We start from the raw sequence: 16,844 nt of genomic DNA on the forward strand, positions 1-16,844 counted from the left end.
TGCGTACGTTTGGTCAATGCGGATTCGCCTGCCCGGCCTCAGCCGGCGCCAGATCATCGCCGGCGCTGTCGGGTTCGTGCTGGTCGCGGGGCTCATCGGGTGGGCCGCGGCCCCGACGCCGAAGAGCTATCGCACCACCGAGCAGATGCTGACGGTCACGACCGGGCCCACCGACTCGGACGAGGTCACCCTCGACACGACGCTCTACCTGCCCAAGTCGGCCGGTGCCACGGCGCCGGTCCCGGCGATCCTGCTGGCCCACGGCTTCGGCGGCACGAAGCGCAGCGTCGACAGCGACGCCCGGCTCTACGCCGACCAGGGCTACGCGGTGCTGGCCTGGACCGCGCAGGGCTTCGGCAAGTCCACCGGCGAGATCCACCTGGACAGCCCGGACTGGGAGGTGAAGGACGCCCAGCGGCTCATCGACTGGCTCGCCGCGCGCCCCGACATCGCCAAGAACGGCAGTGACCCCAAGGTGGCGGCGGTCGGCGGCTCCTACGGCGGGGCGCTCGCGCTGCTGCTGGCCGCCCAGGACACCCGGGTCGACGCGATCGTGCCGATGATCACCTGGAACGACCTGGTCAACGTGTTCCTGCCGGGCGGGGTGTTCAAGAAGCAGTGGGCCGGGCAGTTCTTCGGGGCCACGGAGAACGAGAAGAACCCGCAGTGCGGCCGCTTCGCCGCCGACCTCTGCCAGGCCTACCTCGACATCGCCACGACCGGCAAGGCGACCCCGGGGGCCGAGGCCCTGCTGCGCAAGTCGTCGCCGTCGGCCGTGCTGGACCGGATCAAGTCACCCACGCTGCTGATCCAGGGCCAGGTCGACACCCTGTTCCCGCTGAGCGAGGGCGACGCCAACGCCCGCGGCATCGCGGCCGCCGGCACCCCGGTCCGGGTCGCCTGGTTCACCGGCGGCCACGACGGCGGCACCGGCCCGCAGTCCGAGGTCGACCGGCTGCGGCTGCTGACCGGCCAGTGGCTCGACCACTACGTGAAGGGCAACGGTGACGCCCCCGCGGACAGCTTCACCTACTCCCGCGTCTCCGGCCTCAACGCCCAGGGCCGCGGCCTGGTCACCGCCGCCTCCAAGGTGGACACCTACCCGGGCCTCAACACCGCCGGCCCCACCGTCGACCTGCGCGGGCCGGCCCAGCCGATCGCCAACCCGCCGGACGGCAACCCGGCCGCCATCTCGTCCCTGCCGCTGGCCGCCGGCCTGTCGGGCCTGCTCGGCTCCAGCGGCCTGGCCGGCGGCCTGTCCCAGGAGATCCCGGGCCAGCACGCCGACTTCGTCTCCGAACCGCTGGACTCGTCGCTCGACGTGACCGGCAGCCCGCGGGTGCGGATCCGCGTGGCGTCGCCGACGGGCGAGGCGACGCTGTTCGTGAAGCTCTACGACGTGCCGGCCGGCGGGGCACCGACGATCCCGGACGGGCTGATCGCGCCGATCCGGCTGACGGGCCTGCCGAAGGACATTGCCGATGCGGTACCGATGACCGTCATCCTGCCCGCCGTCGTGCACCGGTTCGAGGCCGGCAGCGCGGTCCGCGTCACCATCGCGACGTCCGACACCGGCTACTGGTCGCCGGCCGAGCCGGCCGTCTACACGGTCGCCGTCGACGGGGCGATCACCCTGCCCGCCGTCGCCGGCACGCCGATCGCCAACCCGGATGTCATCTGGCGATACGTCCTGGCCGGCCTGGTCGCCCTGATCGTCATTGCGCTCGGCGTCGCGCTGCTCGTGGCCCGCGCCCGCGCCCGGCGCATCGACCGCAGCGTGGCCACCGACCTCGTCGACACGCCACTCGTGGTGCGGGGTCTGCGCAAGGAGTACAAGAACTTCGTGGCGGTGTCCAAAGTGGACTTCACCGTGAACCGCGGGCAGGTCGTCGGCCTGCTCGGGCCGAACGGGGCCGGGAAGACCACGTCGCTGCGCGTGCTCATGGGCCTGACCCGGCCGACGTCCGGCGAGATCCTGGTCTTCGGCCACCGGCTGCTGCCCGGCGCGCCGGTACTGTCCCGGGTCGGCGCGCTGGTCGAGGGGCCCGGCTTCCTGCCCCACCTCACCGGCGCGCAAAACCTGGAGCTCTACTGGCGGGCGACCGGCCGGCCGGCGGCGGACGCGCACTTCGAGGAGGCCTACGACATCGCCGGCCTCGGCACCGCGGTCAACCGGCGGGTGAAGACCTACAGCCACGGCATGCGCCAGCGGCTGGCCATCGCCCAGGCCATGCTCGGCCTGCCGGAGCTGCTGGTGCTCGACGAGCCGACCGACGGGCTCGACCCGCCGCAGATCGCGGAGATGCGCAAGGTGCTGCGCCGATACGCCACCGGCGGGCGGGCCGTCCTGGTCTCCAGCCACCTCCTGGCCGAGGTCGAGCAGACCTGCACCGACGTCGTCGTCATGCACAAAGGCGAGGTCGTCGCGGCCGGCCCGGTCGACGACATCGTCGGCGACTCCCCGTCGGTGCAGCTCGACGTGTCCGATGTGGACGCCGCCGAGAAGGTCCTCGAGGAGCTCGACGGCGTGCGCTCGGTCAACTGGTCCGGCGGCAAGGGCCTGGTCGTCGACATCGACGGCACACCGCGGGCCGAGATCGTGGCGGCGCTGGTGCGGGCCGGGGTCGGCATCGACCGGGTCACGCCCCGGCGGCGGCTGGAGGACGCGTTCCTGTCCCTGGTCGGCGGGGACACCAAGGCGAGCGGGGAGCGGGAATGAGCACGGACACGAAGCCCGAAATCGTCGGCGGCGCCGCGGGTTACCGGCCCGGGGCGACCCTCTCGCTGTGGACCGAGATCCTGCGGCAGGGGTCCCGGCGGCGCACGCAGATGGCGCTGGCGTTCATGGTGCTGCTGCCGATCATCATCCTGATCGCGTTCCAGCTCGACACCAACGGCGACAACGGGGACGGCGGCGGTGGGGGTGGCGAGTTCTCCCGCCTCTCCGACCTGGCCACCAGCGGCGGGCCCAACTTCACCCTGTTCACCCTGCTGGTCTCGGCGGGCTTCCTGCTCGTCGTGGTGGTCGCGCTCTTCCACGGCGACACCGTGGCGTCCGAGGCGAGCTGGGGAAGCCTGCGCTACCTGCTGGCGATGCCGGTGCCGCGCTCCCGCCTGCTCGCCGTCAAGCTGGCCGTGTCGCTGCTCTACAGCCTGGCCGCGATCCTCACCCTGGTGCTCACGGCGCTCATCGCGGGGACGCTGCGCTACGGCTGGTCGCCGCTGAGCGCCCCGATCGGCGGCGAGATCGCGGCCGGGACGAGCCTGGTGCGGCTGGCCGAGATCGTCGGCTACCTCTGCGTCACCCTGCTCGTCGTCGCGTCCCTGGCGTTCCTGCTGTCGGTGTCGACGGATGCCCCGCTCGGCGCGGTCGGCGGGGCGGTGCTCCTGCAGATCCTGTCCAACATCCTCGACCAGATCACCGCGCTCGGAAACTTGCGCACGGTCCTGCCGACGCACTACGCCGACGCCTGGCTGGGCCTGCTGTCCAGCCCGATGCAGACCGACGACCTGGTCAAGGGCGCGATCGCCTCGCTGGCCTACGCCACCGTGTTCTTCGCCCTCGGCTGGTGGCGGTTCCTGCGCAAGGACGTCGTCAGCTGATCTTCTTGGGGCGGTGCCCTACCGACCGGTAGGGTGCCCGCTCATGCGGATCTCCGCCTTAACCGGCGCCTGTGTCTTAGCCATCAGTCTGGCCGTGCTCGCGGCCGGGCTGTACTACGACCAAGCGCACGTCTACGAGTGGACCCGCTTCGCGGCGAGCTCGAACCTGACGAAGGGTCCGGTCGAGGCGCAGACGGCCAAGATCTTCACCCTCGTCGGCGCGATCGCCAGCGCATTCGGCGCCTCGGTGGCCGCCGGCGGTGCGCTGCTGGCCCGGCTCGGCGGCCGCACCGGCGTGTGGGTGCTCCGGCTCACGTCGGTCCTGCTGCTGGTGCTGATGCTGCTGGTCGCCGTCGTGCTCGTGGTCGGCTCGCTCACCGGCGAGGACCCGGTGGCCATCATCGAGACGCCCGGGTGGCTGCTCACCGCCGAGTGGGGCGCGCTGCTGCTGGCCGTGGTGGGGGCCGGGATATCGGTGGCCGATCTGTGGCGCTTCGTGCCGGCTCAGGAGGAGTAGCCGGGGACGGTCCGCATCGCCGGGCGGTCCGGGTGGGCGACCGGCGTCTCATGCGGTACCACCGCCGAATTTTGACGTTCGAACTGCGTCAGCGTCGGCCAGAGGGAGTGGCCCGGCTCGACCCGGGCGTTGATGGTCTGCAGGATCGTGGCCGCCATCCGGCCCAGCGCCGCCGTGTCCTGGTGGCCGTGGGTCCGCTGGCCGAGGTCGACCTGGGCGATCGCGTCCAAGCCGTAGGCCCGCCAGGCATCGATGAGCAGGCCCGTCTCCACGCCGTAGCCGGCCGCGAACGGCAGCGCCTCCAGCAGGGTCCGGCGCGCCGCGTACTCGCCGGCCAGGGGCTGCACGACCCCGGACAGCTCCGGGAAGTAGGCGTTGAGCAGCGGCCGGGCGGCCAGCTCGGTGACCCGCCCGCCACCGGCCGCGGAGACGTCGAGCAGGGGCCGGTCGTAGAACGCCTTGACCATCAGCGTCGCCGGATCGGCCAGCAGCGGCCCCAGCAGGCCCGTGACGAAGTGGGGGCGGAAGTCGGTCAGGTCGGCATCGACGTACACCAGGATGTCGCCCTTGGTGACCGCGAGGGCCTTCCACAGCACCTCGCCCTTGCCCGGCCGCGAGCCGGTGGCCGGGAGGATGTCGTCGCGGTGGTGCACGGTCGCGCCGGCGGCCGCGGCCACCTCGGCGGTGCGGTCGACGGAGCCGGAGTCGACGACGATCAGCTCGTCGACGAGGGGGCCCAGCGACCGTACCCCCGAAACGATCTCTCCTACTGTCGGCTCCTCGTCGAGGGCGGGCAGTACCACGCTGACCCGGGTGTCGCCCTTTGCTTCGAGCACCTCCTCGACCGGCCAGTCGGTCCAACGAGAGGTGCGCCGGGTGAACCAGTCCGCTGCCGCGTGGTGCATGAATGAAAACCTAGCGCTGCCCACCTCGTGAGATGACTCATACCCGGCCGGCGGTGGTGCCCCTTACACTGGGCGTCACGCGTCTTGGCGCGTCTTACAACTCAATACCTCATCCAGAGGGGCAGAGGGATACGGCCCGATGAAGCCCCGGCAACCCCTGCGGCAATGGCTCGATGACGAGGTCAGCCGCGGTAGGTGCCAAATCCGTCTCGCGCACACGCCCGTGCGCGCGGGAAAGATGAGAGGAAGGCCTCCGCCATGACCTCGACGCTCGGCGTCTTCACCGACTCACCCGCCCGCAACCTGGTCTGCCGCGGCTGTGGCGCGACGTTCCCGCTGGCCGCGCAGCACGCCTGTTACGAGTGTTTCGGCCCGCTCGAGGTCGGCTACGACGCCGAGGCGCTGGCCAAGGTGACCCGGGAGCAGATCGAGGCGGGACCCAAGAACATCTGGCGGTATGCGCCGCTGCTGCCGGTCGGCGTCGACCCGGCCACCCGCGTCACCCTCGACCCCGGCCTCACCCCGCTGGTGCGGGCCGACGGCCTGGGTAAGGAGCTCGGGTTCACCGCCCCGCTGTACGTCAAGGACGACTCGGCCAACCCGACGCACTCGTTCAAGGACCGGGTGGTCTCGGTCGCGCTGACCGCCGCGAAGGCGCTCGGCTTCACGCGGTACTCCTGCGCCTCCACCGGCAACCTGGCCAACTCCGTGGCCGCGCATGCCGCCCGGGCCGGCGTGCCGTCGACCGTGTTCATCCCGGCCGACCTCGAGCCCGGCAAGATCGTCATGACGGCCGTCTACGGCGGCGAGGTCGTCGCCATCGAAGGCTCCTACGACGAGGTCAACCGGCTGTGCTCGGAGCTCACCGAGACCGACGAGTTCGAGGACACGGCGTTCGTCAACGTCAACGTGCGGCCGTTCTACGCCGAGGGCTCCAAGACGCTCGGCTACGAGGTCGCCGAGCAGCTCGGCTGGCGCATCCCGGCCCAGGTCGTCATCCCGATGGCCAGCGGCGAACTGCTGACCAAGATTGACAAGGCGTTCGCCGAGCTGGTCGAGATCGGCCTGGTGCCGCCGTCGGAGTGGAAGGTCTTCGGGGCCCAGTCGGCCGGCTGCAACCCGATCGCCACCGCCCTGCACGAGGGCCGCGAGGACATCATCCCGGTCAAGCCCACCGGCATCGCGAAGTCGCTGAACATCGGCGACCCGGCGGCCGGCGTCTACGCCCTCGAATCGGTGCGGCGCAGCGGGGGCTGGATGGAGTACGTCGACGACGACGAGATCCGCGCCGGCATCCAGCTGCTCGCCCGGACCACCGGCGTCTACGCCGAGACGGCCGGCGGGGTGACCACGGCGGTGCTCAAGAAGCTCGTCGAGTCGGGTCGTTTGGACCCGAACGCCGAGACGGTCGTCTTCAACACCGGCGACGGGCTGAAGACCCTGGATGCGGTGGCCGACCGGGTGGGGCCGACGCACCGCGTGAAGCCGTCCCTGAAGTCCGCCCGCGAGGCCGGCCTGCTCGGCTGAGCCCGACCACGGCCGGATGATTTTTTGGTCTGGCACGATCACCGAGCGTTCATCTGCGGAGAGCGCTTCCAGGCCGGGACTAGGAACGCCGAGTCCCGGCCGGGGCGGTGATCGACACGCAGCGTGATCGATGGTGCGCGGATCGTCGGATCGAGGACTTGACGACCTGTTGCCCTAGGTTCAGGATGCTCGGTGCGGGAGGACGTGTCGCCGCGAGACCCCTGGGTCCGCGACCACAGCACCGGAGGTGCTGGCGAGCGTCCTCTCGACCAAATTCTGCTGTGTTTCGCGGTCGCTTCGCTCCCTCCCCGGCATAGGGCTCCGCCCACCCGCACCCCCGGCCACACGTGGTTGCGGTCGGCGTTGCTTGATCAGCCGGCGTAATTGGTTTGCTCTCGCTTCGGGGCGGCGCCACGCTGGCGGCATGTCTCCCACCACGCTCGAGATCGTCGAGGTGCGCGCCGACGACCCGGCGGCCGTCGACGCGGTGTACGACGTGCTCGTCGCGGCGCTCCGGGCGGACCGGCCCGAGCTGCCGCCGCTGTGCCGCTACCAGTACGAGCGGCAGTTCGAGGTCCCGGCCCCGGCCACCAAGCGGTCGTTCTACCTGGCGCGGCACGGCGACGAGCCCGTCGGTGTGGCCCAGCTCGACCTGCCGCACCTCGACAACCTCGACAAGGCCCACGTCGACCTCTACGTGCGCCCCGACGCGCGGCGGCAAGGGATCGGCCGCGCCCTCTACACCCACGCGCTCGTCCCGGCCCGCGCCGACGGTCGTACCAGCGTCCTCGGCTTCAGCCCCGAGGGTGACGGCCCCAACGGATTCGCCGCCGCCGCCGGCCTGCGCAACGGCCTGCTCGACGCCCGCCGCCGCCTCGACCTGGCCGACATCGACGACGCCGCCCTCGACCACATGTACGCCGAAGGCCTCGTCAAAGCGGCCGGCTACCGGCTGGTGCAGTGGAGCAACGAGCTGCCGGAGGAGTACGTCGAGGACCTCGCCGCGCTCGACAGCTCCTTCCTCGCCGAGACACCCATGGGCGAGCTCGACTACGAGCCGGAGCAGGTCGACGCGGCCCGGCTGCGGCAGCTGTACCGCGCGTTCGCCGCCTGGGGAGCCCGGCGCTACGAGTGCGGCCTGGTGCACGAGGCCACCGGCCAGCTCGTGGCGTGGACGGCGCTGCGGGTCGCGAAGACGGTCGACTGGCACTGCTGGCAGCTGATCACCCTGGTCCACCCGGCCCATCGCGGCCACCGCCTCGGCCTCGTCGCCAAGGTGGCCAACCTGCGCACGCTACGCGCGGCCGAGCCCGCCGTCACCGTGATCGACACCTTCAACGCGGCCGACAACTCCTACATGATCGCGATCAACGAGGCCATGGGCTTCCGCTTCCGCGACACCTGGGCCAACTGGCAGGGCCCCATGCCCGCCTGACACCCCAACACCGATCCGCTCGTCACCCGCCGCCCACCCCGCCCGTTCACCGCCGCTGTGCCGCTGTGCCGCTGTGCCGCTGTGCCGCTGTGCCGCTGTGCCGCTGTGCCGCTGTGTCGCTGTGTCGCTGTCGGGGCGGCCGGGCGGTCTGCGTGTTGCGGGCCGGGCGGTCAGTGTCGTGTGAGCCGGGCGGTCAGCGCCTTGCGGGTCGGGCGCTCGGCGGTGCGGCGCCGGTCCGGTCGGGCGCGGCGCTGGTCGCGTGGCGGGTTGCTCTCTCGCGGGAAGTCGTCAGACGGTCGGCGGGCCCGCTCCACGGTGGCAGGATGGCGCCATGGAGAACTCACACCCCATGTTCACCAGCCACGCCGACACGCTGGAGCGGGCGCTGACCGCGATCGCCGAGCGTGCGTACTGGTCCAACTATCCCGAGTCGCCCAGTCCCCGCGTCTACGGCGAGCATGCCGCCGCGGAGGGGGAGGCCGCGTTCCGGGCCTACCTCGGCACCGATTTTCCGCTCAAGGACCAGCCCGGGATCACCGACTGGGTCGCGACCGAGAGTTCGCCGTTCGGGATCGCGCTCGACGTGCGGTACCCCCGAATCGATCTTGATCTTGGTTTTGCCGCCCTCGCCGAAGGAATGCCGGCGTGGCGGGCGGCCGGGCCGCAGACCCGGGCCGGAGTGGGCCTGGAGATTCTCGCGCGTCTGCACAAGGCCGCGTTCGAGCTGGCCAACGCGGTGCACGCGACGACCGGCCAGGCCTTTGTGATGGCGTTCCAGGCCGGCGCGCCGCACGCGTTCGACCGGGCCCTGGAGGCGATCGCCTACGCCTACCGCGAAATGACCCGCACGCCGGCCGTGGCCGACTGGGAGAAGCCCGCCGGCAAGGGCCAGACGTTGAAAATGTCGAAGACCTTCCATGTGGTACCGCGTGGAGCCGCGCTGGTCATCGGCTGCAACACGTTCCCCACGTGGAACTCGTACCCGGGCTTCTTCGCGTCCCTGGTCACCGGCAACCCGGTGATCGTCAAGCCGCACCCGCGGGCCGTGCTGCCCCTGGCGATCACCGTGAAGATCGCCCGCGAGGTGCTCGCCGACGCCGGCTTCGACCCCAACCTCGTGCTGCTGGCCGCCGAGGGGACCGGTGAGGGGCTGGCCAAGACGCTCGCGCTGCGGCCGGAGGTGCGCATCATCGACTTCACCGGCTCGACCGAGTTCGGCGACTGGCTGGAGGCCAACGCCCGCCAGGCCGTCGTCTACACCGAGAAGGCCGGCGTCAACACCGTCGTCGTCGACTCGACCGACGACTTCGCCGGAATGTGTCGCAACATCGGGTTCTCGTTGGTGTTGTATAGCGGCCAGATGTGTACCACTCCGCAGAACATTCTCGTGCCCGTCGGCGGCATCGCGACGAACGAGGGGCACAAGAGCATCGACGAGGTTGCCGACGGTATTGCCGGTGCCGTGCGGGCGCTCACGGCGGAGCCCGCGAAGGGCGTGGAACTGACCGGCGCAATCGTGAACGACGGCGTTCTGGAGAGGCTCCAGAAAGCGGCTTCCGTCGGCGCCGCGGTGCTCGAATCATCAGACGTTTCACATCCGGCTTATGCGACCGCGACTGTGCGTACACCGCTCATCCGGAAACTCGGTGCCGGTGACGAGCAGACGTATGGCACGGAGTGGTTCGGGCCCATTTCCTTCGTTGTCGCCACCGATTCCACGGCGGGCAGTTTGCGGATCTTCGGGGCCACCGTCGGCCGGAAGGGCGCATTGACCGCTTCGGTCTATTCGACTTCGCCGGAGGTCCTCGACGCGATGGAAGAGGCCGCTCTGCTTGCTGGTGTGCATTTGTCAGTCAACCTGACCGGCGGCGTCTTCGTGAACCAGTCGGCCGCGTTTTCCGACTTCCACGCCAGCGGCGCCAATCCGGCCGCCAATGCCGCGCTCACCGACGGTGCGTACGTCGCGAGCCGTTTCCGCGTTGTCCAGTCACGCCGTCACGTGTAGGCGCGAAGGTTACTAACACGTAGTCGCCGGGCGATGCTTGCCTTCGCAACGGAAAATTGCGGAGAAGGCATGCTCGGCGACCTTTTACAGCTGTTTGATTCGTGACCTTGCTGTCCGATTTGGGCCTGTCGGCAGTCGGGTTACTCCTGTACCGTGCGGTTCGGTCATCGTTCTCGCGTCGGAGTCCACCCCCGGAACCGGCGGTTGTGGCCGACGACCCGGAGCTGGTCCCCACAACCAGCCGAGGTAGCGCAGGACCGAAGTAGAGGAAGTGCACCGTGGCACAGGGCACCGTCAAGTGGTTCAACAGCGAGAAGGGCTATGGCTTCATCGCGGTCGACGGGGGGCAGGACGTGTTCGTCCACTTCTCCGCGATTGAGATGGACGGCTACAAGTCGCTGGAGGATGGGCAGCGCGTCGAGTTCGAGATCGCGCAGGGTCAGAAGGGTCCGCAGGCCGAGCAGGTTCGTCTGCTTGCCTGAACCCAGCTCCTCTAACAACCCGCCGGGGCACCGTTCTCATTGACGAGGAGCGGTGCCCTGCGCGTATTTGTTGCCCGCTCCATTTAATGCCCGTTTTATTCCTATTCATGGATCGCGCCGTTATTTCCGGCGCCTTTGCGGCTCGTCCGGCCGCCGCGCGGCCCACGTCCGGCGCCGATCGCCCGGTCCGCCGCCTTCCTCCCGGCCTCGCCGGACACCCTCCAGATCACCTGTCGCGGGGCTTCCGTTTGCTTGCACTCGACCGGCCAGAGTGCTAAACAAGGACTTGGCACTCGCAACCGGTGAGTGCCAAGGTCGGGACGGTGCAGTCCTCCGGTGGGCAACCACCTGAGGCTGGTCGTCGCGGGCTCATCCGGCCCGACCGCCGAGGTCCCGCTGGGTCCTCGAAGGTGTGAAATGCAGGCGGTGCGCCGCCGGCCCCACGGGGTCGAGGCGAATCGTGAGTGTCCAGGAGGACAACGCCGAATGGCCAAGATTATCGCGTTCGACGAAGAGGCGCGCCGCGGCCTCGAGCGGGGCATGAACACCCTCGCTGACGCCGTCAAGGTGACGCTCGGCCCCCGTGGCCGCAACGTCGTCCTCGAGAAGAAGTGGGGCGCGCCCACCATCACCAACGATGGTGTGAGCATCGCCAAGGAGATCGAGCTCGAGGACCCGTACGAGAAGATCGGCGCCGAGCTGGTCAAGGAAGTCGCGAAGAAGACCGACGACGTCGCCGGTGACGGCACGACGACGGCCACCGTGCTGGCCCAGGCGCTGGTCCGTGAGGGCCTGCGCAACGTGGCCGCCGGCGCGAACCCGATGGCCCTGAAGCGCGGCATCGAGGCGGCTGTCGCCTCCGTCGCCGACGAGCTGTCCAACCTCGCCAAGGACGTGGAGACCAAGGAGCAGATCGCCTCCACCGCCTCCATCTCCGCCGGTGACACCACGGTCGGCGAGATCATCGCCGAGGCGATGGACAAGGTCGGCAAGGAAGGCGTCATCACCGTCGAGGAGAGCAACACCTTCGGTCTCGAGCTCGAGCTCACCGAGGGCATGCGCTTCGACAAGGGTTACATCTCCCCGTACTTCGCGACCGACAGCGACCGGATGGAGGCCGTCCTCGACGACCCCTACATCCTCATCGTCGAGTCGAAGATCTCCGCGGTGAAGGACCTGCTCCCGGTGCTGGAGAAGGTCATGCAGGCGGGCAAGCCGCTCGCGATCATCGCCGAGGACGTCGAGGCCGAGGCCCTGGCGACCCTCGTCGTGAACAAGATCCGCGGCACCTTCAAGTCGGTCGCCGTCAAGGCCCCCGGCTTCGGCGACCGCCGCAAGGCCATGCTGGCCGACATCGGCATCCTGACCGGCGGCCAGGTCATCAGCGAGACCCTCGGTCTGAAGATCGAGAACGCTGACCTCGGCCTGCTCGGCCGCGCCCGCAAGGTCGTCGTCAGCCGCGACGAGACCACCATCGTCGACGGCTCCGGTGACGCCGAGGCGATCAACGGCCGGGTCGCCGAGATCCGCGCCGAGATCGAGAAGAGCGACTCCGACTACGACCGCGAGAAGCTGCAGGAGCGCCTGGCCAAGCTGGCCGGCGGCGTTGCGGTCATCAAGGTCGGCGCGGCCACCGAGGTCGAGCTCAAGGAGCGCAAGCACCGCATCGAGGACGCCGTGCGCAACGCGAAGGCGGCCGTCGAAGAGGGCATCGTCCCCGGCGGTGGCGTGGCCCTCGTGCAGGCCGGCAAGACCGCGTTCGACAAGCTCGAGCTGACCGGCGACGAGGCCACCGGCGCCAACATCGTCAAGGTCGCGCTGGACGCCCCGCTGCGCCAGATCGCGGTGAACGCGGGCCTCGAGGGCGGCGTCGTCGTCGAGCGCGTCCGCAACCTCGAGCCCGGCCACGGCCTCAACGCCGCGACCGGCGAGTACGTCAACCTCCTGGCCGAGGGCATCATCGACCCGGCCAAGGTGACGCGCTCGGCGCTGCAGAACGCCGCCTCCATCGCGGCCCTGTTCCTCACCACGGAGGCCGTGGTGGCGGACAAGCCGGAGAAGGAGAAGGCCCCGGCCGCCCCCGGCGGCGGCGACATGGACTTCTGAGTCCACCAGCTCCACACGAAGCGGGCCGACCCTCCGGGGTCGGCCCGCTTTGCTGTGCGCCACCCCCGAACCGCCGGGAACTCCGCCCGCCCGCCGTCCAGCGCCAGCTCACTCGCTGCGCGCGCCCCGCGAAAGTCGGGCGCTCCGCATGGGGCCGACCCTTGGGCGCCAACTCGCTTGCTGTGAGCGTTCACGAAGAGTCGGCGCTCCGCGAAAAGTCGGGCGCTTCGCACCACGACTTTTCGGATTTATACCCCGACGGCGGATAAGTCGAATTTGCGCGTTTTCGGCATCGCTTTGGGGCACTTCGGCTGGGCCTTCGTCGTCGACCCACTGACCGTCGAACGTCACGCTGCCGATCCGCTGCCGATCCGCTGCCCATCCGCTGGCCGTCCGCTGATCCGTCCACCGATTCGCTTCTCGCTCGCCGATCCGTCCGCCGGCGTCACATCGTGCGGCCAGCGTGTCGTGGGGTTCGGACCGCTGTCGGTTGTTGCCTTGCGCTGCCGTGCCGGGCGTCGCTGGCAGCGGCTCGCCGTTGCCGTTGCCGCCGCTGCCGTCGTCGTTGCCGCTGCCGTTGCCGTTGCCGTTGCCGCCGCCGCCGCCGCCGCCGCCGTCGTCGTTGCCGTTGCCGTTGCCGTCGCCGTTGCCGTTGCCGTTGCCGTCGTTGCCGTTGCCGCCGCCGTGGTCGCCGTTGCCGCCGCCGCCGTCGCCGTCGCCGTCGCCGTCGTCGTCGTCGTCGATGGCAGTGGCTCGTCGTTGGCGGTGGCTCGTCGTGGCTCGTTGTCGCGGTCGTGTCGTTTGGGTGGCGGGTGTTTCGTGGTCGTAGCGCAGCGGTGGAGCGATATTGGGTGCCTCTGGGAGGTGGGAGGTCCGTAAGGTGGGGGCCTATGGGGTGGGAGGCGCTTGGGCGGTGGGGGGCGGATGCGGCTCGCGTTGAGCGGCTCTCCGGTGGGGTGGCCAATGATGTGTGGCGGGTGCGGGTTGATGGGCGGCCGGCGGTTGGGCGGCTCGGGCGGCGGAGTGATGCTGATCTTGCTTGGGAGACTGGGCTGCTGCAGTACCTCGACCGGGAAAGGTTGACGGTGCCGGTGCCCATTCCGACCGTGGACGGGCGGTTGTTCGTCGACGGGCTGGTGGTGATGACCTTTCTGGAGGGTGGGCCGCCGGAGACGTCGGACGACTGGCGGCGGGTGGCGGGGGCGCTTCGGGAGCTTCACCGGGTGACGTCGGGGTGGCCGCAGCGGCCCGGGTGGCGGTCGTCGACCGACCTGCTGCACGCCGACTCTGGGACGAAAGTCGACCTCAACGCGATGCCTGCGGAAGGGGTTGCTCGCTGCCGGGCGGCTTGGGCTCGGCTCGCCGGGCGGGCGGCTTGCGTCGTGCACGGCGACCCGAACGCCGGCAACGTGCGGATCACGGCGGATCGCGTCGGACTGATCGACTGGGACGAGGCGCATGTCGACGTGCCCGACCTTGACCTGGCGCTGCCGGACAACGCCGCTGGGCTCGACGACGAGGCCTATGACGTTGCCGGGCAGGCGTCGGCGGCGTGGGAGGCGGCGGTTTGTTGGGACGACGAGTACTCGAAGCGGCGGCTCGCTGCAGTGCGGGCGGTCTGACCATCGCGTGACCTGGGGCGGGTGTCAGGGCTCGGAGTCGTACGACATCGCCGCGCGGACGTCGGTGGCGTGAGCGGTGGCCGGCCGAAGTGCGGGCGCTCCGAAACACGTGATCCGAGCGGACGTGCTGGGAGGCGCGGCTCGCTGCAGCGCGGGGGATCTGGGAGAAGCGTGTGACCTGGGCGGACGTCGTGGGAAACAGTTAGGTATGTTTACCAAATGATCGTGGAACTCGACGCTGGGGCGGTCGGGGTGTTGCTGGCGCGGGGGCTTGACCTGCCCGAGGACGCGGCTGAGGCACCGGTGCTGGCGGCTCGGCTGGCGGCACCGCCCCGGGGGCGGCAAGTCGTGCGGTTGGGGACGGGGGACGGTACCGCCGCCGCGTTTGCCTCTATCAGTGACACCGACCCGCAGCTCGGCCACGTCGAACTGCTCGCGGTCGCGCCCGAAGCCCGCCGCCGCGGTGTCGGGGCCACGCTGCTCCGGGATGTGGAGCGGCGACTGGCCGGGCTCGGTGCGACGCGCGTCCGGCTCGGTGGCAACCCGCCGTGCTATGCGTGGCCGGGCATCGATGTGCGGTACACCCCGATGGTTTGTCTGGCTCGTAGCGCGGGCTACAAGATGACCGACACCGCCTGGAACATGACCGCGGACCTGCGCGGCCCAGAGCTCGACGGGCCGGTGGACGAGTCGCGGCTGGAGGCCATGGGGGTGAAGGTCGGGCCCGCCGGTCCGGACGCGCCGGAGTGGGTGCGGGCCATCTGGGGTGACGGCTGGGCGTGGGAGGTCGAGCAGAGCCTGGGCCGCGCCGACGCCGGCTGCTACGTGGCCGTGCGGGACGGTGAGATCCTGGGCTTCGCGGCGTACGGCGCGAATCGTCCGAGCTGGTTCGGTCCCATGGGCACCGCGCCGGCGGCGGAGGGGCTCGGTGTGGGCCGGGTGCTGCTGCGCCGCTGCCTCGCCGACCAGCGCGCGGCCGGGCACGACACCGCGCAGATCGGCTGGGCCGGCCCGATCTCGTTCTACTCGAAGGCGGTCGCGGCCCGGGTCGAGCGCGTATTCTGGATCTACACGAAGACGCTGTAGAGGCCGGGAAACGCATGTGGGGCAGGCCGTGGGTTCGCCACCGACCTGCCCCGCACACGTGCCGCCGTCACCCGTGATCCCCCGTTATGCCACGGGCGACGACGTCGTCTGGATAGAGCGCCTCACATGTCCGGCTGGTTCCCGCGCTTCTTCTGCATCGCGGTCTGGTCCTGCTGGGTCTTGGTGCGGGCCCGCATCGTCGCCGTGTTGGCGGTGGTGGACTCGCCCGACATGATGTCGCCCGACATGATCGAGTCCGGCGTGCTCATCGTGTCGTCGGTCTGGTCCAGGTATCCGAGGTCGTCCTCGCTGCGGTGCATGCCGCGCTCGATGCCCTGGCTGTCGAAGTTGTCGTTCTTCTTTGACTTGCCCATGGGTCCCCCCTCATGTCGGCCCAGCTTCACCATATGAGGACGGTTCGCATGTTGCCGGCAAAACGCGCATTTCGGGGCCGGACCGCACCTTGCCTTTAGGGTCTGGTCATGGACGTGATCGACGGCCACAACGACCTGCCCTGGCGCCTGCGCGTCCGCGACCCCGAGGGCCGCCTGGACCTGAGCGAAGACCTCACCGGTACCGGCCTGCACACCGACCTCCCCCGTCTGCGCCGTGGGGGAGTGGCGGCGCAGTTCTGGAGCGTGTACGTCCCCAACGACCGCCCCGAGCCGCAGGCCGCGATCAACGTCGTCGAGCAGGTGGAGCTCGTGCAGCGCCTGGCCACGCGCTACCCGGACACCCTCGCGATCGCCCGCAGCGCCGCCGAGGTCGACCGGGCGAGAGCCCAGGGCCGGATCGCGTGCCTGCTGGGCGCGGAGGGCGGTCACTGCATCGACAACTCGCTGGTCGTCCTGCGCGCACTGCACCGGCTCGGCATCCGCTATCTCACCCTGACCCACTCCCGCAACACCGGCTGGGCCGACAGCGCCACCGACACCCCGGCGCACGGCGGCCTGTCCCCGTTCGGCCACGAGGTGGTGCGGGAGCTGAACCGCCTGGGCATGCTCTGCGACCTGTCCCACGTGGCGACCACCACGATGCATGCGGCGCTCGACACGACGACGCATCCGGCGTTCTTCTCGCACTCGTCGGCCCGCGCCCTGTGCGACCACCCGCGCAACGTCCCCGACGACGTCCTGACCCGGGTCCGCGACTCGCAGGGCGTGGTGATGGTGACGTTCGTACCGTTCTTCCTGCGCGACGCCTGCCGCCAGTGGGGTGAGGAGCTGACCCGGGTCGAGGACGCGCTCGAGCCACCCTGGGACACCCCGGCCTTCCTGCGGCAGCGCCAGGCCTGGATCGACGCGAACCCCTGCCCGCCCACGTCGGCCCGCGATGTGGCCGACCACGTCGAGCACGTCCGCGCCGTCGCCGGCCTCGACGCCGTCGCGCTCGGCGGCGACTTCGACGGCACCGAGCTGGTCCCGAGCGACCTCCAGGACGTGTCGGCGTATCCGGCCCTCTTCGCCGAGCTCGGAACCCGCGGCTGGTCGGAGCGGGAACTCCGCAAACTGGCCTGGGACAACGCGATGCGGGTCCTGCGCGCGACCTGCGGTTGA

14 protein-coding genes and 1 riboswitch are annotated in these 16,844 nt (G+C 70.4%); of the genes, 12 read left to right on the top strand and 2 right to left on the bottom strand.

Annotated features, from left to right (window positions below):
- The first annotated feature begins 16 nt into the window (after positions 1-16).
- Genes ACIA8L_RS01455 through ACIA8L_RS01465 form a run of 3 tightly spaced genes read left to right on the top strand, consistent with a single transcriptional unit; the run spans position 17 to position 4,120 of the window.
- On the top strand, positions 17-2,719 hold the full coding sequence (locus ACIA8L_RS01455; RefSeq protein WP_395899254.1) for an alpha/beta fold hydrolase: 2,703 nt from the start codon (positions 17-19) through the stop codon (positions 2,717-2,719).
- Positions 2,716-3,603 (top strand): ABC transporter permease, encoded by an 888-nt coding sequence (locus ACIA8L_RS01460; protein ID WP_395899257.1) that lies wholly within the window; start codon positions 2,716-2,718, stop codon positions 3,601-3,603. Before ACIA8L_RS01455 ends, ACIA8L_RS01460 begins: the two co-directional genes overlap by 4 nt.
- Before the next feature lie 43 nt (positions 3,604-3,646).
- On the top strand, positions 3,647-4,120 hold the full coding sequence (locus tag ACIA8L_RS01465) for a hypothetical protein (RefSeq protein ID WP_395899260.1): 474 nt from the start codon (positions 3,647-3,649) through the stop codon (positions 4,118-4,120).
- Here ACIA8L_RS01465 and ACIA8L_RS01470 read toward each other — a convergent pair.
- Positions 4,108-5,025, bottom strand: a complete 918-nt coding sequence (locus ACIA8L_RS01470; RefSeq protein ID WP_395899262.1) for a glucosyl-3-phosphoglycerate synthase — start codon at positions 5,023-5,025, stop codon at positions 4,108-4,110. The two genes, ACIA8L_RS01465 and ACIA8L_RS01470, sit on opposite strands and share 13 nt — an antisense overlap.
- Before the next feature lie 106 nt (positions 5,026-5,131).
- A riboswitch (SAM riboswitch) is annotated at positions 5,132-5,270 on the top strand.
- 13 nt (positions 5,271-5,283) lie between these two features.
- Between ACIA8L_RS01470 and thrC the strand changes: the two genes are divergently transcribed.
- The 8 genes from thrC to ACIA8L_RS01510 all read left to right on the top strand — a co-directional run bounded on the left by thrC (position 5,284) and on the right by ACIA8L_RS01510 (position 15,288).
- Positions 5,284-6,552, top strand: coding sequence for a threonine synthase (gene thrC, locus ACIA8L_RS01475; protein WP_395899264.1), 1,269 nt, complete (start codon positions 5,284-5,286; stop codon positions 6,550-6,552).
- 247 nt (positions 6,553-6,799) lie between these two features.
- Positions 6,800-7,987 (top strand): GNAT family N-acetyltransferase, encoded by a 1,188-nt coding sequence (locus ACIA8L_RS01480; protein ID WP_395899266.1) that lies wholly within the window; start codon positions 6,800-6,802, stop codon positions 7,985-7,987.
- Positions 7,988-8,318: 331 nt separating this feature from the next.
- Complete coding sequence (gene paaN / locus ACIA8L_RS01485; protein ID WP_395899269.1) at positions 8,319-9,992, top strand: phenylacetic acid degradation protein PaaN; 1,674 nt, start codon at positions 8,319-8,321, stop codon at positions 9,990-9,992.
- Between the two features lie 278 nt (positions 9,993-10,270).
- Positions 10,271-10,474, top strand: coding sequence for a cold-shock protein (locus ACIA8L_RS01490; RefSeq protein ID WP_223100800.1), 204 nt, complete (start codon positions 10,271-10,273; stop codon positions 10,472-10,474).
- Positions 10,475-10,960: 486 nt separating this feature from the next.
- Positions 10,961-12,580, top strand: a complete 1,620-nt coding sequence (gene groL / locus ACIA8L_RS01495) for a chaperonin GroEL (RefSeq protein ID WP_395899272.1) — start codon at positions 10,961-10,963, stop codon at positions 12,578-12,580.
- A gap of 276 nt (positions 12,581-12,856) precedes the next feature.
- Positions 12,857-13,459, top strand: coding sequence for a hypothetical protein (locus tag ACIA8L_RS01500; protein WP_395899274.1), 603 nt, complete (start codon positions 12,857-12,859; stop codon positions 13,457-13,459).
- Positions 13,460-13,470: 11 nt separating this feature from the next.
- Positions 13,471-14,202: a phosphotransferase enzyme family protein gene (locus ACIA8L_RS01505; RefSeq protein ID WP_395899276.1), complete on the top strand. Its 732-nt coding sequence runs from the start codon at positions 13,471-13,473 to the stop codon at positions 14,200-14,202.
- A 219-nt stretch (positions 14,203-14,421) separates the two neighbouring features.
- Complete coding sequence (locus ACIA8L_RS01510; protein ID WP_395899278.1) at positions 14,422-15,288, top strand: GNAT family N-acetyltransferase; 867 nt, start codon at positions 14,422-14,424, stop codon at positions 15,286-15,288.
- Between the two features lie 122 nt (positions 15,289-15,410).
- Here ACIA8L_RS01510 and ACIA8L_RS01515 read toward each other — a convergent pair whose 3' ends face one another.
- Positions 15,411-15,662, bottom strand: a complete 252-nt coding sequence (locus tag ACIA8L_RS01515; RefSeq protein WP_395899280.1) for a hypothetical protein — start codon at positions 15,660-15,662, stop codon at positions 15,411-15,413.
- 108 nt (positions 15,663-15,770) lie between these two features.
- Between ACIA8L_RS01515 and ACIA8L_RS01520 the strand changes: the two genes are divergently transcribed.
- Positions 15,771-16,844: a dipeptidase gene (locus ACIA8L_RS01520; RefSeq protein ID WP_395899281.1), complete on the top strand. Its 1,074-nt coding sequence runs from the start codon at positions 15,771-15,773 to the stop codon at positions 16,842-16,844.

The sequence above is a fragment of the Dactylosporangium sp. NPDC051541 genome (assembly GCF_044454505.1).
Lineage (GTDB): Bacteria > Actinomycetota > Actinomycetes > Mycobacteriales > Micromonosporaceae > Dactylosporangium.

Coding starts and splice junctions, on each gene's coding strand:
- ACIA8L_RS01455 (WP_395899254.1), top strand. CDS start 17: ATGCGGATTCGCCTGCCCGGCCTCAGCCGGCGCCAGATCATCGCCGGC.
- ACIA8L_RS01465 (WP_395899260.1), top strand. CDS start 3,647: ATGCGGATCTCCGCCTTAACCGGCGCCTGTGTCTTAGCCATCAGTCTG.
- ACIA8L_RS01520 (WP_395899281.1), top strand. CDS start 15,771: ATGGACGTGATCGACGGCCACAACGACCTGCCCTGGCGCCTGCGCGTC.
- ACIA8L_RS01505 (WP_395899276.1), top strand. CDS start 13,471: ATGGGGTGGGAGGCGCTTGGGCGGTGGGGGGCGGATGCGGCTCGCGTT.
- thrC (WP_395899264.1), top strand. CDS start 5,284: ATGACCTCGACGCTCGGCGTCTTCACCGACTCACCCGCCCGCAACCTG.
- groL (WP_395899272.1), top strand. CDS start 10,961: ATGGCCAAGATTATCGCGTTCGACGAAGAGGCGCGCCGCGGCCTCGAG.
- ACIA8L_RS01470 (WP_395899262.1), bottom strand. CDS start 5,025: ATGCACCACGCGGCAGCGGACTGGTTCACCCGGCGCACCTCTCGTTGG.
- paaN (WP_395899269.1), top strand. CDS start 8,319: ATGGAGAACTCACACCCCATGTTCACCAGCCACGCCGACACGCTGGAG.
- ACIA8L_RS01515 (WP_395899280.1), bottom strand. CDS start 15,662: ATGGGCAAGTCAAAGAAGAACGACAACTTCGACAGCCAGGGCATCGAG.
- ACIA8L_RS01460 (WP_395899257.1), top strand. CDS start 2,716: ATGAGCACGGACACGAAGCCCGAAATCGTCGGCGGCGCCGCGGGTTAC.
- ACIA8L_RS01510 (WP_395899278.1), top strand. CDS start 14,422: ATGATCGTGGAACTCGACGCTGGGGCGGTCGGGGTGTTGCTGGCGCGG.